Annotated in this window: 20 protein-coding genes; 10 read left to right on the top strand and 10 right to left on the bottom strand. The window is 67.2% G+C overall.

The features are described 5' to 3' along the window. The first annotated feature begins 84 nt into the window (after window positions 1-84). Together ribA and ACQY4T_RS04670 are read left to right on the top strand one after the other, a co-directional pair. Complete coding sequence (gene ribA, locus ACQY4T_RS04665) at window positions 85-1,215, top strand: GTP cyclohydrolase II (protein WP_428538340.1); 1,131 nt, start codon at window positions 85-87, stop codon at window positions 1,213-1,215. Window positions 1,216-1,295: 80 nt separating this feature from the next. Then, complete coding sequence (locus ACQY4T_RS04670; protein WP_428538343.1) at window positions 1,296-1,556, top strand: DUF3126 family protein; 261 nt, start codon at window positions 1,296-1,298, stop codon at window positions 1,554-1,556. A 20-nt stretch (window positions 1,557-1,576) separates the two neighbouring features. On the opposite strand, the gene ACQY4T_RS04675 is transcribed toward ACQY4T_RS04670, so the two are convergent. The 4 genes from ACQY4T_RS04675 to ACQY4T_RS04690 all read right to left on the bottom strand — a co-directional run bounded on the left by ACQY4T_RS04675 (window position 1,577) and on the right by ACQY4T_RS04690 (window position 5,201). Then, window positions 1,577-3,181: a glycosyltransferase family 39 protein gene (locus ACQY4T_RS04675; protein ID WP_428538346.1), complete on the bottom strand. Its 1,605-nt coding sequence runs from the start codon at window positions 3,179-3,181 to the stop codon at window positions 1,577-1,579. A gap of 109 nt (window positions 3,182-3,290) precedes the next feature. Beyond that, complete coding sequence (locus tag ACQY4T_RS04680; RefSeq protein WP_428538349.1) at window positions 3,291-4,136, bottom strand: fumarylacetoacetate hydrolase family protein; 846 nt, start codon at window positions 4,134-4,136, stop codon at window positions 3,291-3,293. Between the two features lie 19 nt (window positions 4,137-4,155). Continuing rightward, the gene (locus ACQY4T_RS04685; RefSeq protein ID WP_428538352.1) at window positions 4,156-4,902 is read right to left on the bottom strand and encodes an SDR family oxidoreductase; all 747 of its coding nucleotides are present in this window, start codon (window positions 4,900-4,902) and stop codon (window positions 4,156-4,158) included. Between the two features lie 89 nt (window positions 4,903-4,991). After that, window positions 4,992-5,201 (bottom strand): dodecin, encoded by a 210-nt coding sequence (locus tag ACQY4T_RS04690; RefSeq protein ID WP_428538355.1) that lies wholly within the window; start codon window positions 5,199-5,201, stop codon window positions 4,992-4,994. Between the two features lie 196 nt (window positions 5,202-5,397). On the opposite strand from ACQY4T_RS04690, the gene ACQY4T_RS04695 reads away from it, so the two are divergent. The 3 genes from ACQY4T_RS04695 (at window position 5,398) to ACQY4T_RS04705 (ending at window position 7,548) form a co-directional block, all read left to right on the top strand. After that, window positions 5,398-6,669, top strand: coding sequence for an MFS transporter (locus ACQY4T_RS04695; RefSeq protein ID WP_428538358.1), 1,272 nt, complete (start codon window positions 5,398-5,400; stop codon window positions 6,667-6,669). Between the two features lie 201 nt (window positions 6,670-6,870). Further along, window positions 6,871-7,140 (top strand): hypothetical protein, encoded by a 270-nt coding sequence (locus ACQY4T_RS04700; protein ID WP_428538361.1) that lies wholly within the window; start codon window positions 6,871-6,873, stop codon window positions 7,138-7,140. 3 nt (window positions 7,141-7,143) lie between these two features. Further along, entirely contained in the window at window positions 7,144-7,548 is a 405-nt protein-coding gene (locus ACQY4T_RS04705) for a hypothetical protein (RefSeq protein ID WP_428538364.1), read from the top strand. A 53-nt stretch (window positions 7,549-7,601) separates the two neighbouring features. On the opposite strand, the gene ACQY4T_RS04710 is transcribed toward ACQY4T_RS04705, so the two are convergent. Next, window positions 7,602-9,098: an MFS transporter gene (locus ACQY4T_RS04710; RefSeq protein WP_428538367.1), complete on the bottom strand. Its 1,497-nt coding sequence runs from the start codon at window positions 9,096-9,098 to the stop codon at window positions 7,602-7,604. Window positions 9,099-9,586: 488 nt separating this feature from the next. Between ACQY4T_RS04710 and ACQY4T_RS04715 the strand changes: the two genes are divergently transcribed. From ACQY4T_RS04715 to ACQY4T_RS04725, 3 genes are read left to right on the top strand one after another with little or no spacing between them, the layout of a single operon-like run. After that, window positions 9,587-10,789, top strand: a complete 1,203-nt coding sequence (locus ACQY4T_RS04715; RefSeq protein ID WP_428538370.1) for an acetyl-CoA C-acyltransferase — start codon at window positions 9,587-9,589, stop codon at window positions 10,787-10,789. A gap of 1 nt (window position 10,790) precedes the next feature. Further along, entirely contained in the window at window positions 10,791-11,822 is a 1,032-nt protein-coding gene (locus tag ACQY4T_RS04720) for an alpha/beta hydrolase (protein ID WP_428538373.1), read from the top strand. 2 nt (window positions 11,823-11,824) lie between these two features. Next, window positions 11,825-12,262, top strand: coding sequence for a hypothetical protein (locus ACQY4T_RS04725; RefSeq protein ID WP_428538376.1), 438 nt, complete (start codon window positions 11,825-11,827; stop codon window positions 12,260-12,262). Window positions 12,263-12,316: 54 nt separating this feature from the next. Here the strand turns inward: ACQY4T_RS04725 and ACQY4T_RS04730 are convergent, their stop codons facing one another. From ACQY4T_RS04730 to ACQY4T_RS04745, 4 genes are all read right to left on the bottom strand, one after another. After that, window positions 12,317-12,742 (bottom strand): type II toxin-antitoxin system VapC family toxin, encoded by a 426-nt coding sequence (locus tag ACQY4T_RS04730; protein ID WP_428538379.1) that lies wholly within the window; start codon window positions 12,740-12,742, stop codon window positions 12,317-12,319. Continuing rightward, complete coding sequence (locus ACQY4T_RS04735; RefSeq protein WP_428538382.1) at window positions 12,742-12,996, bottom strand: type II toxin-antitoxin system Phd/YefM family antitoxin; 255 nt, start codon at window positions 12,994-12,996, stop codon at window positions 12,742-12,744. The genes ACQY4T_RS04730 and ACQY4T_RS04735 overlap by 1 nt, the downstream gene beginning before the upstream one ends. Window positions 12,997-13,173: 177 nt before the next feature. Next, complete coding sequence (locus tag ACQY4T_RS04740; RefSeq protein ID WP_428538385.1) at window positions 13,174-13,923, bottom strand: molybdopterin-dependent oxidoreductase; 750 nt, start codon at window positions 13,921-13,923, stop codon at window positions 13,174-13,176. Beyond that, complete coding sequence (locus ACQY4T_RS04745; RefSeq protein WP_428538388.1) at window positions 13,920-14,639, bottom strand: cytochrome b/b6 domain-containing protein; 720 nt, start codon at window positions 14,637-14,639, stop codon at window positions 13,920-13,922. The genes ACQY4T_RS04740 and ACQY4T_RS04745 overlap by 4 nt, the downstream gene beginning before the upstream one ends. Before the next feature lie 84 nt (window positions 14,640-14,723). Between ACQY4T_RS04745 and ACQY4T_RS04750 the strand changes: the two genes are divergently transcribed. After that, window positions 14,724-15,413 carry a hypothetical protein gene (locus ACQY4T_RS04750; RefSeq protein WP_428538391.1) on the top strand — a complete coding sequence of 230 codons (690 nt, stop codon included), beginning with the start codon at window positions 14,724-14,726 and terminating at the stop codon, window positions 15,411-15,413. Between the two features lie 58 nt (window positions 15,414-15,471). Here ACQY4T_RS04750 and ACQY4T_RS04755 read toward each other — a convergent pair whose 3' ends face one another. Next, window positions 15,472-16,221, bottom strand: a complete 750-nt coding sequence (locus tag ACQY4T_RS04755; protein ID WP_428538394.1) for an SDR family NAD(P)-dependent oxidoreductase — start codon at window positions 16,219-16,221, stop codon at window positions 15,472-15,474. A 119-nt stretch (window positions 16,222-16,340) separates the two neighbouring features. Here ACQY4T_RS04755 and ACQY4T_RS04760 point away from each other — a divergent pair, with 119 nt between their 5' ends. Beyond that, a complete protein-coding gene (locus ACQY4T_RS04760) occupies window positions 16,341-18,011 on the top strand; it encodes a lysine--tRNA ligase (protein ID WP_428538397.1) in 1,671 nt (556 codons plus the stop codon). The last annotated feature ends 33 nt before the right edge of the window (window positions 18,012-18,044 follow it).

Below are 18,044 nucleotides of genomic sequence, written 5' to 3' on the forward strand. Positions count from 1 at the left end.
TGACGAAATTTGGTTATCGAATGTACCGAAGTCTTTCAATCCGCGGCGCCGAGAAACCTGAATGTGCGATTTGGCAGGTACGGGATGTCGATTAATGCCGCCGCCAACGCAACGATGATCGCCGATCAGGCAAGGTTGCACCTGCGCCAGGTGCATCGAGCCGCTTCCGACCTCAGACGCGGCGTGCCCGTGGTCCTCGCGGGCGACCCCGGACTGCTGATCCTGGCCGCGGAAACCGCTGGCCCCGACGCTCTGGCGGAACTGCAGGACATTGCCGGGACCGCCGCTCTGCTGATCCTCGCCCCAGCCCGGGCGGCGGCGATCCTGCGCACACCGATGTCAGCGGAGTCCGCCGCGGTTGCCGTCTCGTTGCCCGCGCCAATCGGAACCATCGATATTTTCCAGGCGCTGGCGGATCCAATGGCGGCGCAGCCGACAGTGCGCGAGGTGCTCCAGTTGGCCACCGCGCCACCGCTTGCGGATGCCGCGATCCGGCTCGCCAAGATCGGCCGACTGCTGCCGGCGATCCTCGCCGCGCCGCTGCCGAACCGCGCGGATAGCGCCGCGCATGGCCTGATCACCATCGCCGCGGCCGACGTCATGGACTATGCCGAGATCGAAGTGGCGGGCCTGACCCGGATCGTTTCCGCCGACGTGCCGCTCAACGGCGCCCCCGACAGCCGCGTGGTGGCGTTCCGCAGCCACGGTTCGGCGCTCGAACATCTCGCGATTGTGATCGGTCGGCCGGAGGAGCACCCGGCCCCGCTGGTCCGCATCCACTCGGAATGTTTCACCGGTGACCTGCTCGGCAGCATGCGCTGCGACTGCGGCGAACAGCTTCGCGGCGCGATCCGGCGAATGGCCGAGGACGGCGCCGGCGTGCTGCTGTATCTGGCACAGGAAGGTCGCGGGATCGGCCTGGTCAACAAGCTGCGGGCCTACGGCCTGCAGGATCGCGGCCTCGACACAATGGACGCCAATCGCGCGCTGGGCTGGGGCGCCGATGAGCGCAATTTCCTGATCGCCGCGACGATGCTGCGCATCCTCAGCCTCAATCGCGTGCGCCTGCTGACCAACAACCCCGACAAGGTGGACGCCGTGGCGGCCTGCGGCATCGAGGTGACCGGGCGGGAGCCGCACCTGATCGCCCCCAACGGTGTCAATGATGAATATCTCGCGACCAAGGCGGCCCGGTTCGGCCACATGTTGGACTGAACGGCGTTAACCATCCAACGCGCTGGACCCGAAGTCTGCCCAAAGGGTAAAGGGCGTCACTCTGTTTGGATGAGATACATATGACACCCTCGGAAATAGAACGTGTTCAAACCTACCTCCGCAAGCTGTTCGGCACCGAGCGCATCAAGATCGTGCCGCCGCCGCGCCAGGGCCTGTCGATCGAGATCGCGGTGAACGACGAGACCATCGGTACCGTCCATAAGGACGTCGACGACGGCGAGGTCTCCTACTCGCTGCACCTGACGGTGCTGGAAGAAGACCTGCCCGCCCCGCGCCCGGCGCCAGTCAAGCCCGCGATCGGTCCATCCGGCCGGCGCTGAGCCGCGCCGCGACGGGACGCTCACGGCGGCGGCCGCAGACCTTCGCCCCGCATCACCGTCACCGTCCGCAAGGTCCGCCCGTCCAGCCGGACCGACGTGGCGGGCAAGCCCTGGATCGAGCGGAACCAGGACGACGCCTCCCCAGGAGGATCGACCGCAAGCACCAGCACGTTCTGGCCGGCGTACGCGCTTAACCGATGGGCGAAGCCGAACTGCCGCGAATCGGCGTTCAAACACAGCATGGTTGTCCGCGGCCCCAGCGCGTAGCCGAGCTTCCCCGCATCCCGCCAGTTCAGCGCCGCCACCACCGCCCCCGGCGGCAACAGCCCGCGCGCCCGCAGGTCGTCGCCGATCGAGGTCCAGTCCAGGCCCTCCGCCGTCGGGTCGCCGCGCATGACCGCGCCAAGGCGCCCGCCCAGCCAGTCGAAATCGACCTGGGTCGCGATCACCGCCAGCGATGCGACCACCAAGGCGGCCGTGCCGGCAAACAATCCCCGCACCCAGACACGGTCCAGACGCCGCGCGGCGGCATCGCCCAGCAGTGGAAACAGCATCAGGTACCCCGGCGCCGCCCAGTGATACAGCACCCGCTGGCTCGACCACGCCGAGATCAGCGCGAACCCGACAACCGGTGGCGCCGCCAGCCAGACCAGCAGCCGCCGTGGCCACACCTCGCCGCGGCGGAACCCTGACACCAGCAGCATCATCATCGGCACCCAGACCCAGGGCAGCACGAACAGCGCCTCTCCGGCGAGGGTCTGCAGCGGCAGCAACGGCCGGAACCGCAAGCCCGCCGCCCGGGAGCCCTGGAACGCGAACGACGCCCAGCCATGCGTCGCGTTCCAGATCACGACCGGCGAAAACACCGCCGCCGCCACGATCGCCGCGATGTAGGGTTCCGGGCGCGTCAACCAGTGCCGATGCGGCCGACTGGTCAGCAGATACAGAAAGGCTCCCCCGATCGTCAGCACCGCGGAGTATTTCGAGAACAACGCCAAACCGGCGCACACACCCGCCCCCAGCCACCAGCCCAAGCCTCGCCAACCCCAGCCTCGCCAACCCCAGCCTTGCCAACCCCAGCGTCGCCAACCCCAGCCTTGCCAACCCCAGCGTCGCCAAGCCATGCCTCGCCAAGCCATGCCTCGCCAAGCCACGCCTCGCCAACCCACGCCTCGCCAACCCACGCCTCTGGGGCGGTCCGCCGGCAACGCATGCAACAGGCAAAGCGCGGCACCGAGCAAGGCGGCATCCAGCGGCCCGTCGGGCAGCACCCAGGTCCCGGTGGTGACGCCGAACACCGGCGACAGGTTCAACGCCAGCACCGCCCAAAAGCCGGCGCGCCGGTCCGCCACCAGACAGGTGATCCGCCAGACCAGCAGTTGCGACAGCGCGAACAGCAGGATGAACGGCAACCGCACCGCCCATGGCGCCTCGGTGCCGAACAGATGGGCAGCACCCCACGACAGCCACCAGCTCGCCGGCGGATGGTCGAAATAGCCGAGACTGAGAACCCGGCCGGAGGTGACCATGTAGCTCTCGTCCACCCCCAGCCCGGTGCTCGCAGCGAATGCCAGCCGGAGCAGCGTCGTCACCGCGATCAGCCGCAGGATCGGAGGCAACCTCATCGAACGCGGTTGTTCCGGCAGCCCGCGTCCCGACATCGAGTCGCAAGTTCCTTATTTCGTCGCATCACTCACGCTCGGTGGAACGTTCCGCCGAAGCCGCGATCACAGCTCAGGCCGGGACAATCCGCTGGATTTGGGTCCCCAGACCCTCGACCCCCAACCGCATCACGTCGCCGACGGCGAGAAACACCGGCTCCGGCTTTACCCCGCTTCCCACCCCCGGCGGCGTGCCGGTGGCGATCACGTCGCCCGGCTGCAACGTGATGAAATGGCTGACATAACTGACCAGCTTCACCACCCCGAAGATCATCGTCTGGGTCGATCCGTCCTGGAACCGCCTGCCGTTCACCTCGGTCCACAGCGGCAGGTCCTGCGGGTCGCTGACCTCGTCCTTGGTCACCATCCATGGCCCGGTCGGGCCGAACGTCTCGCAGCCCTTTCCCTTGTCCCAGGTGCCGCCGCGCTCCAACTGATATTCCCGCTCGCTGACGTCGTTGCACACGCAATAACCGGCGACATGGTCCAGCGCCTCGTCCTCCGGCACGTAGCGGGCGGTCTTGCCGATCACCACGCCCAATTCCACCTCCCAGTCCAGCTTGTGCGACCCGCGCGGCATCTTCACGTCGTCGTTCGGCCCGCTGAACGCACTCAGCGACTTCAGGAAGATGATCGGCTCCTTGGGCACCGGCATGCCGGCCTCGGCGGCATGGTCGGCATAGTTCAGCCCGATACAGACATAGTTCAGCGGCCGCGCCACGCAGGCGCCGATGCGCGGGTTGCCCTCGACCCTCGGCAGTTTTGTCGCATCGAGGCTGGCGATGGTCTGCAATGACGCAGCCGATAGGGCAAACCCGTCGATATCGCGCACGACGCTGCTCAAGTCCCGGATCGCCCCATCGTTCGCCAGCAGACCAGGTTTCTCGGCCCCGGCGGGACCGTAGCGCAACAGTTTCATAACCTTCTCCCAACAAGGATTACAGCGTCAGGCCGCCATCTATAACCATTGCCTGGCCGGTGATGAACTGGGCATCGCCGCCGGCCAGATAGACTGCCAGCGCGGCGATTTCCTCCGCCGAACCCAGGCGCCCCATCGGTTGGCGGGCGACGAAGGCGGCGCGAGCGGCATCGACCGAACCGGCGGCCGCGGCGTTCGCAGCAATGCGTTCGTCCAGGCTTGGCGTGGCGACCGTCCCGGGGCACAGGCAGTTGCAGCGGATTCCCCTGGTCACGAAATCCGTCGCCACCGATCGGGTCATGCCGATCACCGCCGCCTTCGAGGCACTGTAGATGAAGCGGTTGGCCACGCCTTTCACGCTGGAGGCGACCGACGCCATGTTGATGATCGCACCGCCGCCGCGCGCCAGCATGCCGGGCAGAAACGCTTGCATAGTGCGGAACATCGAACGGCAATTCAGCTCGAACGCGAACGTCCAGTCGGCCTCGCTGGCCTCCAGCAGGCTGCCCTGGTGGACCACGCCAGCACAGTTGAACAGAATGTCGATCGCTCCGGCGTCCCGCGCCGCCTGGCTGATCGCCGTCGCGTCCAGCACGTCCAGTGTCACCGTACGGATCGAAGCCGACCCCAGTTCGGCCAGCTTCGCTGTATCCACATCCGTAGCCACCACCTGGGCGCCGGCGGCGGCGAATGCCAGCGCCGTGGCCCGCCCGATCCCCTGGCCGGCCGCGGTCACGAACGCTGTCTTACCGGTCAACGACGGCATCGGAACCCCTCGGCGAAATCGATGAACGGCGATGTAAGCTATTTCGCCCAGAGGGTCACCATGTGGCGGCCACCCTGCCTTCGCGGCGCTCAGTCCTCCAGGGTGAATCCGACTTTCATCGTCACCTGATAGTGCCGCACGTCACCCTCCTCGATCTCGCCACGCTGCTGGGTTACCTCGAACCAGCGCAGGTGGCGCATGGTCTTCGACGCGCGCGCGATGGCGTTCTCGATCGCGTCGGAGTGGCTGATCTCCGATGATCCGGCGACTTCGATGATGCGATAGGTGTGGTCGGCCATTCCGACGATCTCCTGTGACGTTGCTAACACGGCTATAACCGGCGAGGCGCCGCATGGTCGCATCCCGACCGCCATTTTGTTCGCCCGCCAGGCTAACCCTTCCCGGCTGACGGTCCGCCCCGCCAACTTGCCTTGCCGGCCGCGCCGCGCTGCACTGTCTTGCACAAAACGAAACGAAACGGGCGGAACGATCCTCATGTTGGCTTGGCTGAAAGACCTGAACCAGACCGAACGACGCACCATGGCCGCCTGCTTCGGCGGCTGGACGCTGGACGCGCTCGACGTGCAGATCTTCAGCTTCGTGATCCCCTCGCTGCTGGCGCTGTGGGGCATCACCACCGCCGAGGCCGGCATCCTGGCCACCTCCACCCTGGTGGTCTCGGCGATCGGCGGCTGGCTCGGCGGCGCCGCGTCCGACCGCTTCGGCCGCGTCCGCGTGCTGCAGGTGACCATCCTGTGGTACGCCGTCTTCACCTTCCTCTGCGGCTTCGCGCAGGACTTCAACCAATTGTTCGTGCTGAAGGCCCTGCAAGGCCTCGGCTTCGGCGGCGAGTGGGCCGCCGGCGCGGTCCTGATGGGAGAGGTGATCCGCGATAAATATCGCGGCCGAGCGGTCGGGTTGGTGCAGACCGGCTGGGCCGTCGGATGGGGCGCGGCGGCGCTGCTGTTCACCCTGCTGTCCGCCAACCTGCCCGACGCGCTGACCTGGAGGGTAATGTTCTGGATCGGCCTGGCGCCCGCCGCCCTGGTGTTCTGGATCCGCCGCTTCGTCGACGAACCAACAATTTTGACCCACGCCAATGGTACGACCCAACCGCGCGCCGCTGGCGCGACCGGCTGGCTGCACATCTTCGCCGCCCTCAGGCCGCCCTATCTGTCCATCACCTGGCGCGTCTCGATGATGGTGACCGGCGCCCAGGGAGCCAGCTACGCGCTGACCATCTTCCTGCCGACATACCTGAAGACCGTGCGTCACCTGACCTCGGTCGGCACCGGCAGCTATCTGATGGTGCTGATCCTGGGCGCCTTCTTCGGCTTCCTGTCGGGTGCCGTGCTGTCCGACGTCATCGGCCGCAAGTCCACGTTCATGGTCTCGGCAATCGGCTCGATCGTGCTGATGGTGGTCTACTTGTTCGCGCCGCTCAGCAACAACCTGATCCTGCCGGTCGGCTTCCTGCTGGGCTTCATCAACCTGATGATGTTCTCCCCGATGGGACCATTCATGACCGAGCTGTACCCGACCGCCGTGCGCGGCGTCGGACAGGGCTTCTGCTATAATGCCGGCCGCGGCATCGGCGCGATTTTTCCCGCGCTCGTCGGTTTCCTGGCGGCTCGTCTCGGGCTGGCCGGGGCGATCGCAACCTTCACCCTCGGCGGCCTGCTGCTGATGATCCTGGCGCTGCTGCTGCTGCCGGAGACCAAGGGACGCTCGCTGGCCAGCCTGGAGGCCGAGCAACCCGCCGAATAGGCCACCGCCCGACAGCACGAGCGTGGGGTATTCGACGGCCGGATTTTATACCACACTCGCGCAACCGTGCCGGTTTCGTTGGGCAACCCCACCGCTTATCCGCCGTTTCAGGCTTTATCTCAGCCGGACCACTCACTCGCCGGACCACTTACTCGCCGGACCACTCACTCGCCGGACCACTCACTCGAAGGAGCGACCGAAATGGCTTTCGCCAGCGATACCCGCGGCAAACTCGATGACGCACAGGCCCAGATCGCTCGGCTGCGCGACCAGGTCGAGGCGTTGATGAAGGACCGTGTCACCCCAGCCGTTTCGGATTTCGCCGGCCGAGCCGAAAGCGCCGTCCACAGCGCCAGCGGCGTGGCCCGCGATCAGGCTCAGTACGTGTCCGGGCGGGTCAAGGATCAGCCGTTGATGGCGATCCTGATCGCCGCCGCCGTCGGCTGGATCGTCGGCCGCGTGATGCGCTGATCGATGCGTCCGATCCGGCTGGCGCGTCTGGCCGCGGAGGCGGAAGGCGTCCGCCTCCGCGGCATGGTCAGCCGCATCGCTACCCGCGCAATGTTCGCCGTGGTGGCCCTGGTGTTCCTCATCGGCGCCATCACCTTCGCCCACGTCGCGGCCTTCTTCGAACTGCGGACAGCGCTCAGCCAGAGTTTCCTTGCCGCCACCGGGGAAGTCGGGGGCGCCGACCTTCTGGTGGCGATCATCCTTGGCCTGCTGGCCAGCCGATCCGCGCCTAGCCGGGTTGAACGCGAGGCACTCGATGTCCGCCGCAAGGCGGTCCAGGCGATCGGGAGCACCTTCAGCCTGGCGCAACTGGCGCTCCCGGTGCTGCGCATCGGCTCCAACATGCGGCGCAGGCGCCGCCGCCCATAACCCGCGGCGAAGACCTAAATCCGCCGCAGAGACCTAGATCCGCCGCAGAAGACCTAAATCCGCCGTACTGGCAGCCACCAGGCCAGCAGCATCCCGGTCGTGGTAAACGAACCGATCGTCAGGAACGCCGAGCGAAATGCGTCGGCAATTTCCGACCGCACCACAATGCGTTGCGCCGAGGGCAACATACTCAACGCCTGCGGACCCTCCTGCACCAATCGGGCGAACATCGCCCCGGTCTGAGGGTCCCGCGCCGCCAACACCGCGAACAATACCGCCCCGACCAACGCGGTCCCGACCGACGCCCCGACCGACCGCGAAAATTGCACCGACGCCGCCGCCGCCCCGAGAAACCGAGGCCCGGCCACGGTCTGCACCGTCATCTGCGCCACCGGCATGGCGGTCCCCGATCCGGCCGACGCCACCGCCAGCATGACGATGATCGCGGTATCCGACAAAGCTGGCGCGAACGCCGCCAGCGACAGCAGCATGGACGCGCTGACCGGCAGCCCGATCGATGGCAGGATCGCGGTGCGTCCGGTGGCCGCGATCAGCCGCCCGCAGAAGAACGATCCCAACGCGATCCCCAGGGTCAGCGGCAGCAGCAACACCCCCGAATGGCCGGCGCTGGCGCCGCGCACCACCTGCAGATACATCGGCAGGAACGAGACCAAGGAAACCGTCTGCGCGGCGACGCAGGCCGCCATGCTGTCGGTCCGCCAGATCCCCGCCTGGCGGAACAACTGGATCGGCAGCAACGGCGCTCGGGCCCGCCGCTCCTGCCGGATCAGCAGCATCAGCGAGCCCACCGCCGCCGCCAGCAGCCCCAGCACCGCCGGCGCGGCGGCCAGGTCGATGTGTTGCGCCCGCTCCATGGCCAGCAGCAGGCAGGTGATGAATGCGCCGAAAAACAGCGTGCCCAGGCCATCGAACTGCACCCGGCCGCCGCGGCTGGGCTGCGCCGGCAGCCGCAGCACCAGAAACGCGGCCAGCAGGCCCAGCGGCAGATTGACCAGGAACACCGAGTGCCAGCCGAAGTGCTGGGTCAGGAAACCGCCGGCCACCGGGCCGAACGTGGCGGCCGAGGCAAACATGCCCGACAGGTAGCCCTGGTATTTGCCACGCTCCCGGGGCGGCACCGCCTCGGCGATCAGCGCTTGCGACAGCGTCATCAGGCCGCCGCCACCGGCGCCTTGCAGCAGCCGAGCCAAGGTCAGCAGCAGGATCGACGGCGCCATCGCGCACAGCAGCGAAGCGCCGACGAACAGGCCCAGGGCGAGCAACATCATCTTGCGCCGGCCGACCGCATCGCCCAGCCGGCCATAAATCGGTGCCGCGATGGTGTTGGCCACCAGATAGGCGACCACCACCCACGACACCCGCTCCACGTCGCCCAGCGATCCGGCGATCGCCGGCAGCGCGGTGGCGACGATGGTCTGATCCAGCGCCGCCAGGAACATCGGCAACATGATCGACGGGAACACCGCCAGGAACAGATTCGGCGCCGGCCGCGCGGCCTGAGGCGCCGGACCTGTCGTCTCGGAGGGCATGGCGTGAACCCGGTGTCTGAAGTTCGCCGCACCATGCGGCGCACGTAGGAGATGTTCGGGCCACCGACTACAAACAGCCAGTGGCGCGAAACTGAGGCTCGCCAATCATGGGGAACTTCATGCGCGCAACACTAAGCCACGATCGCGCTCAGCGGAATGTCCCCAGCGGAATGTCCCCAGCGGAGTGTCCCCAGCGGAGTGTCCCAGGGCAATTGCATTTGCCTCAAACGCACGATGCTGGAACCACCGATGCGGTAAGCATATGCAAGGTCTCTGACCCAGTCTCAACATAACTCCTATCGGCGTGCATCGGCGTGCATCTGCGGTTCCAAACCGTTTCTCTTGGCCACGCCGCGTCCGGCAAATAGCGCCGACAGAAAATCCAAATGCGATGACCCCTGCGGCATGCCCCGATTGGCATGCCCCGGTCTTCAATTGCCGCCCGATCCGGCCCATAGTCCGGCAAAGCTTCGGAAGGAAACGCATCGATGCGCAGCGCCGTCATCGTCTCCACCGCCCGCACCCCGATCGGACGCGCCTATCGCGGCGCGTTCAACGACACTCAGGCCCAGGCACTCGGCGGCCACGTCATCGCCCAGGCGGTCCACCGCGCCGGCATCGACCCCGCCGAGGTCGAGGACGTCGTGCTCGGCGCCGCGCTGCAACAGGGCTCGCAAGGCTTCAACGTGGCCCGTCAATCCGCCCTCCGCGCCGGCCTGCCCGACAGCGTCGCCGGCATGTCGGTCGATCGGCAATGCGCGTCGGGCCTGATGGGCATCGCCACCGCGGCCAAGCAGATCATCCAGGACGACATGCAGATCACCGTCGGCGGCGGCCTCGAATCGATCTCGCTGGTGCAGACCAACGACATCAACCGCTCGCGCGGCCAGGACCCCGAACTGGTGGCCCAGGTCCCCGCCCTCTACATGGCGATGATCGAAACTGCCGAACTGGTCGCCGACCGCTACCACGTCAGCCGCGAGGTGCAGGACGAGTACGCGCTGCGCTCGCAGCAGCGCACCGCCGCGGCGCAGCAGGCCGGACGCTTCGACGACGAGATCGTCGCGCTGCCGACCGAAATGCTGGTCATCGACAAGGCCAGCGGCGAAACCAGCCGCAAGCAGGTCGCGATCGCCCGCGACGAGGGCAACCGGCCCGATACCTCGCTGGACGGCCTGGCCAGCCTGAAGCCGGTGTTCGCCAACGGCCAGGTGGTCAAGCAAGGCCAATACATCACCGCCGGCAACGCCTCGCAGCTGTCCGACGGTGCCTCGGCCGCCGTGCTGATGGAGGAAGCCGAGGCCTCCCGCCGCGGCCTGCAGCCGCTGGGGATCTATCGCGGCATGGCGGTGGCCGGCTGCGCGCCGGACGAGATGGGCATCGGCCCGGTATTCGCCGTGCCCAAGCTGCTGGCCCGGCACGGCCTGCGGATCGACGACATCGACCTGTGGGAACTGAACGAAGCGTTCGCCTCCCAGGTGCTATACTGCCGCGATCGCCTGGGCATCGACCCCGACAGACTGAACGTCGATGGCGGCGCGATTTCGATCGGCCACCCCTACGGCATGTCCGGCGCCCGGATGACCGGACACGCGCTGATCGAGGGCAAGCGGCGCGGCGCGAAGCTGGTCGTTGTCACCATGTGCGTCGGCGGCGGCATGGGCGCGGCCGGCCTGTTCGAGGTCGCCTGACATGCCGATCGACCCGCAGATCCAGAACCTGCTGAACCTGCGCGCCGCGCTGCCGGAACTGCACACGCTGTCGGTGGCGGACGCCCGCGCCCAGTTCGCCGCGCGCGACTTTCCAGGCCTGCGCAAGCCCGGCGTTGCCAGCATCGTCAATCGCGACATGCAAACCCAAGCTGGCTCGCTCGGCCTGCGCGTCTACACCCCGCTCGGCGCCACCCCTCTGGGCGCCACCCCTCTGGGCGCCACCCCTCTGGGCGCCACCCCGTTGGGCGCCACCCAGTTGGGCAAGGGTCCGTTCCCGCTGATGGTGTTCTTCCACGGTAGCGGCTTCGTGGTGTGCAGCCTCGACACCCATGACGGCATGTGCCGCAATTTGTGCGCTGGCAGCGGCTTTGTCGTGGTCTCGGTGGACTACCGCCTGGCACCGGAAGCAAAGTTCCCCGCCGCTTCGGACGACTGCCTGGCGGCAACCCGATGGGCGGTGGCCAACGCCGCCTCCTTGGGCGCCGATCCCGGCCGCGTGTTGGTCGCCGGTGACAGCGCCGGCGGCAATCTCGCCGCCGTCACCGCGCTGCGCATCCGCGACCAGGGCGGACCGCGCCTGCTGGGCCAACTGCTGATCTATCCCGTGACCGACTATTACGACCCCGGCACGCCCTCGATGACCGAGAACGCCGAGGGCTACGGCCTGACCCGCGCCGGCATGATCTGGTTCTGGAACCACTACCTGCGCAGCCCGTCCGACGCCGCCAACCCCTACGCCAGCCCACTCCGAACCGCCGACCTAGGCGGCCTGCCGCCGGCGCTGGTGGTGACGGCGGAATACGACCCGCTGCGCGACGAGGGCGAATCCTACGCCGAACGGCTGCGCCAGGCCGGCGTGCCGACCCTGATGAAACGCTGGGACGGCATGAACCACGGCTTTTTCTTCTGGCCCGGCGTGGTGGATCGCGCCACCGCGGCGATGGACGAGGCGTGCGCCTGGGTCAAAACCCTGCTGGAAGGTTCGCCCCACGGCGCGACCAAGGGTGCATAGTCATGCCGACCGAGCTTCAGGGTGGCTGCCACTGCGGCAACCTGCGTGTCCAGGTCCGGCTTGAGCGCCCGCCGGCGGAGGCGCGGCTACGCTCCTGCGCGTGTTCGTTCTGCCGGTCCCACGGCACCCGCACGGTGTCCGACCCCGGCGGCCAGGCCGACCTCTGGGCGACCGACTGGGACCTTGTGCAGCGCTACCGCTTCGGCTCACGCACCGCCGACTACCTGCTGTGTCGCCAATGCGGCGTCTATGTCGGCGCGACCTGTGACACCGCGTCGGGGCGTCGCGCGGTGATCAACACGCTCTGCCTTGCTGATCGGGCGGCATTCGATCAGGACCCGATCCGCCCGGACTACGACGGCGAAACCGTCGAGGCGCGATTGGCGAGGCGCGCCCAGAACTGGATGCCGCTGGTCATGCACGAATCCGGCGATCTATAGCCTGGAAATTTCGACGAAGATGCGTCGGAGCCGGTGGTTTCTCTGCTGGTTTGCTTAGCGGGGCGCGTCCCACGGATTCAAAAGCGGCACGCCGATTGCCCGGAAGTCGGCGAGGTTGCGGGTTACGACTGTCATGCCATGCACCAGCGCTGTCGCCGCGATTAACGCATCGCGCTCGGCCCGAGGGTCGGGCACATGCAGGCGAGCGCAGCGTTGTGCGACGATCGTATCAACCGGAAATATTCGGCCATTGAACGCGGGAAAAACGCGCGAGTCCAGCCATCTGCGCAGTATCGCGCCCTGCATGGGGTCTTTGCGTTCGAGCTGCAAAATGCCTATTTCCAGCTCAAGGATGGTGATGGTCGATATGTGCAGGCTGCCCGCGCCCGCGCTATCGGCCCAGTCCGCGACGTGCGGGTCGGCTTTCCCCAAGCTTATCTTGCGCAACTCGGAAACGACGTTGGTATCAAGGACAAACATCAGGAGAAATCGGCCGGCCGGATACCGATCTTGGCGCGCGGCGGGTCAAACTCTATGTCGGCAAGGCCGGGCATCGCCAGCGCGTCGGCGATGTTACGACCCCCGCCGATGATGCGCTGATAGGCCTCGATGCTCAGCAGCACATGGGCGGGCTTGCCCCGGTCGGTGATGAACACCGGCCCCTCTGAGGCGGCTTTCTTGGCGCGGCTGGTGTCCTGGTTGAACTCTCGGCTGGATAGGGTGGTGATCGTCATGAGCGGCACTCCTGTCTGCATCGGTAACCTATCCATGTATAAACGTTACTACAAAAGCCGTCCTTCGTCAATGCCCGCTGCTTCCCGACTGCGCACAGGGTCGAGGGCGCCCCCCGGATGCCGCGGCGGAGCCCAGCGCATTCCCAGACCAAGCCTACTCTCGGATCGGCGCCGCGCTCATACCCCGGAATACCAGTTGTAGCCCTGATTCTCCCAGAACCCGCCGGGGAGCGTATTGGTCACCTCGATCGACTGCAGGTTCTTGGCGCTCTTGAAGCCAAGCTTGATCGGGATGCGCAGGCGCAGCGGCGACCCCCATTGCGGCGCCAGCGGCTGCTGCTCGAAGTCGAGCGCCAGGATGGTCTGCGGATGCAGCGCGCTGGCCATGTCCAGGCTGGTCGAGTAGCCGTCGAAACAGCTGAACGCCACGTAGCGCGCCCGCGTATCGGCCCCGACCCGGCGCAGGAAAACATGCAACGGCACACCGCTCCATTGCCCGACCTGGCTCCAGCCCTCAATGCAGATATGGCGGGTGATCTGCGCCTCCTGCGGCAGCGCCTGCAACTTCTCCACGGTCCACGGAGACTTGTCGGCGACCAGGCCGGAGACGTCCAGCCGCCAGGCAGCGGGATCGACCTGGCGGACCTGCCATTCCGGATAGTACGCGTTGAACCGGAAGGGGTGGGTGATCGCGCTCGCCGGATAGGTTGCCGCCATCCGCGCCGGACTGAACAACGCCGCCTGCACCCGGTCGTTGAACCGCAGCATGGCCCACAGCGCGGCGTCCACGCCGGAATGCGTGCTCAGGTCACAGCCGGTCAGCAGCGCCAGCGACCCCAGCGACAGGCCGCCGCGCAACAGCCCACGCCGGCGCAGCCGATCCAGGTCCGGCTTGATGTCCGCGGCACTGACCGATGGGCGGGTCATGGTGCCGCGTCCCGATCCGCACCCGCCATGGAGCTCGCCACCCCGTAGCTCGCCACCCCGGAACCCGCCACCGCGGGGACCGCCACCCCGGGGCCCGCATCCGCGGGGTCCGCCGCCACCCCGGCGATCATCGACACCAGGGTGCGCGGGTAGATCGCCACCAGCACGACATGGACGATGACGAAGCCGACGATCAGGCCCATCATCGCCAAATGGATGCCGCGCGCCACCGGATAGCCTCCGAACAAGCCGGTCAGCCAGCCGAGTTGCACCGGTTTCCAGATCGACAGCCCGGTCGCGATGGCCAGCAGGATGGCGACGATGACACCGTCATACAGCAGCCGCTGCACCGCATTATACTGCCCCAGCCGATGCGGCAGCCGAAACCGCGCGGCTCGGCCCAGATCGGTGATCACCGCACCCGGCCTCGGCGCCGACAGATGGCGGCGGAAGTGGCCCGAGGCAAAGCCGTAACACAGATACGCCAGCCCGTCGGCGAACAGCAGCCACATGGCGGCGATGTGCCAGGCAATGCCGCCGGCCAACCAGCCGCCCAGCGTCATCCACGGCGGAAACTCGAACGGCAGGCTGGGGGAGGCATTGTAGATCTGCCATCCGCTCAGGATCATGCAGCCGATCGCGTAGACCCCGATCCAGTGCATGACCCGGATCGGCCAGGGATGCGCCGCCCGTCCGCTCGCATGATGTTTTGGCAAGATCACATCCTCCTGATGGGGTGAGGCTTCCCGCATCATCACATAAGCACGCGCGGAAAGACCGCCAAACTAAAGGAAAACAAAATGAACCGAATACTCGGGCTCACCCTTGCAGCCACCACCGCGCTCTCGGTCTCGGCATTCGCGGCCCCGGCGCGCGAGCGGGTTCGCGGCACGGTGTCCGAGATCGGCGGCGATAGCCTGACCGTTCACACCGCAGCCGGCACCGACGTCGCGATGACCCTGGGCAGCAGCACCAAATATGTGCAAGTCGTAAAGTCCAGCCTCAACAATATTGAAAAGGACAGCTACATCGGCACCGCCACCAAAAGCGTCGGCTCGATGCTAGTGGCACTAGAGGTCGTGGTCTTCCCGCCCGCGATGCGCGGCACCGGGGATGGCCACTACGCCTGGGATGAGCTCCCCGATACCACCGTGGCCGGGGGCGCCAAGACCGCCAGCGCGATGACCAACGGCAACGTCGCCGCGGTGACCAAGTCGTCCGCCACGCCCGAGGTGAACAGCACGATGACCAACGGCAACGTCGCCGCCGAGGCGTCGAAGAACGGCGCCAAACAACTGACCGTCACCTATAAAGGCGGTGAAAAGACCATCCTGGTGCCGCCGACCGCTCCGATCGTGACCTTCAAGCCGGGCACCATGTCCGACGTGACCAAGGGGTCCACGGTCTTCGTCATCGCAACCAAGGATGGCGACAAGACGATGGCCAACTCGGTCGCCGTCGGCGTCGACGGCGTGAAGCCGCCGATGTAGCCAAGGCGGCCAGGGCGGTTCGGCGCGGGTCGCACCGCGCCGGGTCGCGTCCGCCGGCTTACGGCCCGACGAACGCCCCGCCGTTCACGTCCAGGATCGCCCCCGAAAGATAACTCGCCGCCGAGGTGCACAGAAACGCGATCGGCCACGCCAGTTCCTCGGGCCGCCCGATGCGCCCCATCGGCAGCGTCGGCCCCAGGTTGAAACCACGGGTCATCGGCGTCTCCACCGGCCCCGGCGCGACCGCGTTCACCAGCACACCGCGCCCCACCGCATTGCGTGACAGCCATTTCACCAGCGTATGCAGCGCGCCCTTCGAGGCCGCGTAGTCCGGCGGCGTGGTCAGCGAGGTGCCACCGGTCTTGCCCGCCACCGACCCGACCAGGGCGATGTGGCCGCCGCCGTGGGCCGCCATATGATCGACCGCCGCCGTCGCCAACTGCAGCGGCACCCGGACGTTGATATCCATCACCCGATGAAACCGATCTTGCCAGTCCGGGTCCTCGGTCCATGGCCTGGCGTCCAGGATCGCGGCGCAATGCGCCACCGCGTCGACCCGGTCCGCCGCAAACAACAGGGCGATGAACGCGTCCTCGGTCAGGTCGCCCCGCAACGCCTGGCAGGTGCCACCGGCGGCTTCGACCTCGTCGCGCGTCCGCTCCATCGGGTCCCGGTCCGCCAACACCAGGTCCGCCCCAAGCTGAGCCAGCACCGCTGCGGTCGCCCGCCCGATCCCGCTGGCCGCGCCGGTCACCAGGGCCCGTTTGCCCTGCATCGACAGTTCGGCCGGTAGTGTGATGCTCGTCATCCGGGCCTCCCCCAAGTCGCCTCGCCACGATACTCCCGCCTGTATGAAATTCTGTCCATCGCAGTGAATGCAGATGGTTCCGATTGACCTGACGCGGCCCGCTCCATAGCTTCCGGATCATGTCCGATACAGTCCGCAACACGTTGGCCGATATCCCCAAGGGGGCCGATATCCCCAAGGGGTGGCCGTTCGAGGAAGCGCGGAAAGTGGCCCTCCGCCTCGCCGCATCGGGCAAGCCTACGGCCTTGTTCGAGACCGGCTACGGCCCCTCCGGCCTGCCCCATATCGGCACCTTCGGCGAGGTCGCCCGCACCACCTGGGTGCGCAACGCCTTCAGCGAAATCAGCGGCCTGCCGTCACGTTTGCTGGCGTTCAGCGACGACATGGACGGCCTGCGCAAGGTGCCCGACAACATCCCCAACCGAGACCGGCTGACGCCGTATCTCGGCCAGCCGCTGACCCGGATTCCCGATCCGTTCGGCACCCACGACAGCTTCGGCGCGCACAACAACGCCCGGCTGCGCGCGTTCCTCGATTCCTTCGGCTTCGAATACGAATTCGCCTCCTCCAGCGAATACTACAAGACCGGACGCTTCGACGCCGCCCTGATCCGCGTGCTGGAGTGCTACGACGCGGTCATGGCCGCCACGCTGCCCACGCTGCGCGCCGAACGCCAGGCCACCTACTCGCCGATCCTGCCGATCCACCCGCATACCGGCATCGTCATGCAAGTGCCGATGCAGCACGTCGACCCAGCCGCCGGTTCGGTGACCTGGCAAGACCCCGCCAGCGGTGAGCGCTTCGAAACTTCCGTCAAGGCCGGCGCCTGCAAGCTGCAATGGAAGGCCGACTGGGCAATGCGCTGGTTCGCGCTGTCGGTGGACTACGAAATGTCCGGCAAGGACCTGGCCGACTCGGTCAAGCTCTCCGGCCGGATCTGCCGCATCCTCGGCGGCCAGCCGCCGCAGGGCATGACCTACGAACTGTTCCTGGATCAGCACGGCCAAAAAATCAGCAAGTCCAAGGGCAACGGGCTGTCGGTCGAGGACTGGCTGACCTACGCCCCCAACGAATCGCTGGCCCAGTTCATGTACAACCAGCCGCAGCGCGCCAAGCGACTGTATTTCGACGTCATCCCCCGCGCCGTCGACGAATACGTCGCCAACACCACCGCGCTCTTGCACGACGCCCGGTCCGAAGATGCCCGATCCGAAGATGCCGGGTCCGAAACCGCGCCGCCCGCCGCGGCTGCGCAGGCATCCGACCGCAGAACCAATCCGGCCTGGCATATCCACGCCGGCCGCTCGCCCGACCATGCCGGCAGCCCGATCTCGTTCGGCATGCTGCTGAACCTCGCCAGCGTGGTGAACGCCGACTCGCCCGACATCCTGTGGGGCTTCATCCGCCGCTACGTCCCCGGTGCCAGCCCGGAAACCCAGCCGTTCCTGCACCGGCTGGTCAGCCACGCCATCGCCTACTACCGGGACTTCGTCCGTCCGGCCAAGCACTATCGCGACCCCGACCCGATGGAACGCGCCGCGCTGGAAGATCTCGCCACCACCCTCGCCACACTGCCCGATACCGCCGCCGAAACCATCCAGAACGCGGTCTTCGCGGTCGGCAAGCGCCACCCGTTCCCCGACCTGCGAAGCTGGTTCGCCTGCCTCTACCAGGTCCTGCTCGGCCAGTCCGAGGGGCCTCGCTTCGGCGGCTTCGTCGCCCTCTACGGCATCGCGGAAACCATCGCGCTGATCCACGCCGCGCTCGCCCGCAGAGCGGACGCGGCCTGACGCATGGTGGCCTAGCGGATGGTGGCCTAGCGG

It is taken from the genome of Rhodopila sp. (assembly GCF_965277825.1).
In the GTDB taxonomy this organism is placed as follows: domain Bacteria; phylum Pseudomonadota; class Alphaproteobacteria; order Acetobacterales; family Acetobacteraceae; genus Rhodopila.

Excerpts from the sequence above, each read along its gene's own strand:
- ribA (WP_428538340.1), top strand. The coding sequence starts at position 85 with ATGTCGATTAATGCCGCCGCCAACGCAACGATGATCGCCGATCAGGCA.
- ACQY4T_RS04670 (WP_428538343.1), top strand. The coding sequence starts at position 1,296 with ATGACACCCTCGGAAATAGAACGTGTTCAAACCTACCTCCGCAAGCTG.
- ACQY4T_RS04675 (WP_428538346.1), bottom strand. The coding sequence starts at position 3,181 with ATGAGGTTGCCTCCGATCCTGCGGCTGATCGCGGTGACGACGCTGCTC.
- ACQY4T_RS04680 (WP_428538349.1), bottom strand. The coding sequence starts at position 4,136 with ATGAAACTGTTGCGCTACGGTCCCGCCGGGGCCGAGAAACCTGGTCTG.
- ACQY4T_RS04685 (WP_428538352.1), bottom strand. The coding sequence starts at position 4,902 with ATGCCGTCGTTGACCGGTAAGACAGCGTTCGTGACCGCGGCCGGCCAG.
- ACQY4T_RS04690 (WP_428538355.1), bottom strand. The coding sequence starts at position 5,201 with ATGGCCGACCACACCTATCGCATCATCGAAGTCGCCGGATCATCGGAG.
- ACQY4T_RS04695 (WP_428538358.1), top strand. The coding sequence starts at position 5,398 with ATGTTGGCTTGGCTGAAAGACCTGAACCAGACCGAACGACGCACCATG.
- ACQY4T_RS04700 (WP_428538361.1), top strand. The coding sequence starts at position 6,871 with ATGGCTTTCGCCAGCGATACCCGCGGCAAACTCGATGACGCACAGGCC.
- ACQY4T_RS04705 (WP_428538364.1), top strand. The coding sequence starts at position 7,144 with ATGCGTCCGATCCGGCTGGCGCGTCTGGCCGCGGAGGCGGAAGGCGTC.
- ACQY4T_RS04710 (WP_428538367.1), bottom strand. The coding sequence starts at position 9,098 with ATGCCCTCCGAGACGACAGGTCCGGCGCCTCAGGCCGCGCGGCCGGCG.
- ACQY4T_RS04715 (WP_428538370.1), top strand. The coding sequence starts at position 9,587 with ATGCGCAGCGCCGTCATCGTCTCCACCGCCCGCACCCCGATCGGACGC.
- ACQY4T_RS04720 (WP_428538373.1), top strand. The coding sequence starts at position 10,791 with ATGCCGATCGACCCGCAGATCCAGAACCTGCTGAACCTGCGCGCCGCG.
- ACQY4T_RS04725 (WP_428538376.1), top strand. The coding sequence starts at position 11,825 with ATGCCGACCGAGCTTCAGGGTGGCTGCCACTGCGGCAACCTGCGTGTC.
- ACQY4T_RS04730 (WP_428538379.1), bottom strand. The coding sequence starts at position 12,742 with ATGTTTGTCCTTGATACCAACGTCGTTTCCGAGTTGCGCAAGATAAGC.
- ACQY4T_RS04735 (WP_428538382.1), bottom strand. The coding sequence starts at position 12,996 with ATGACGATCACCACCCTATCCAGCCGAGAGTTCAACCAGGACACCAGC.
- ACQY4T_RS04740 (WP_428538385.1), bottom strand. The coding sequence starts at position 13,923 with ATGACCCGCCCATCGGTCAGTGCCGCGGACATCAAGCCGGACCTGGAT.
- ACQY4T_RS04750 (WP_428538391.1), top strand. The coding sequence starts at position 14,724 with ATGAACCGAATACTCGGGCTCACCCTTGCAGCCACCACCGCGCTCTCG.
- ACQY4T_RS04755 (WP_428538394.1), bottom strand. The coding sequence starts at position 16,221 with ATGACGAGCATCACACTACCGGCCGAACTGTCGATGCAGGGCAAACGG.
- ACQY4T_RS04760 (WP_428538397.1), top strand. The coding sequence starts at position 16,341 with ATGTCCGATACAGTCCGCAACACGTTGGCCGATATCCCCAAGGGGGCC.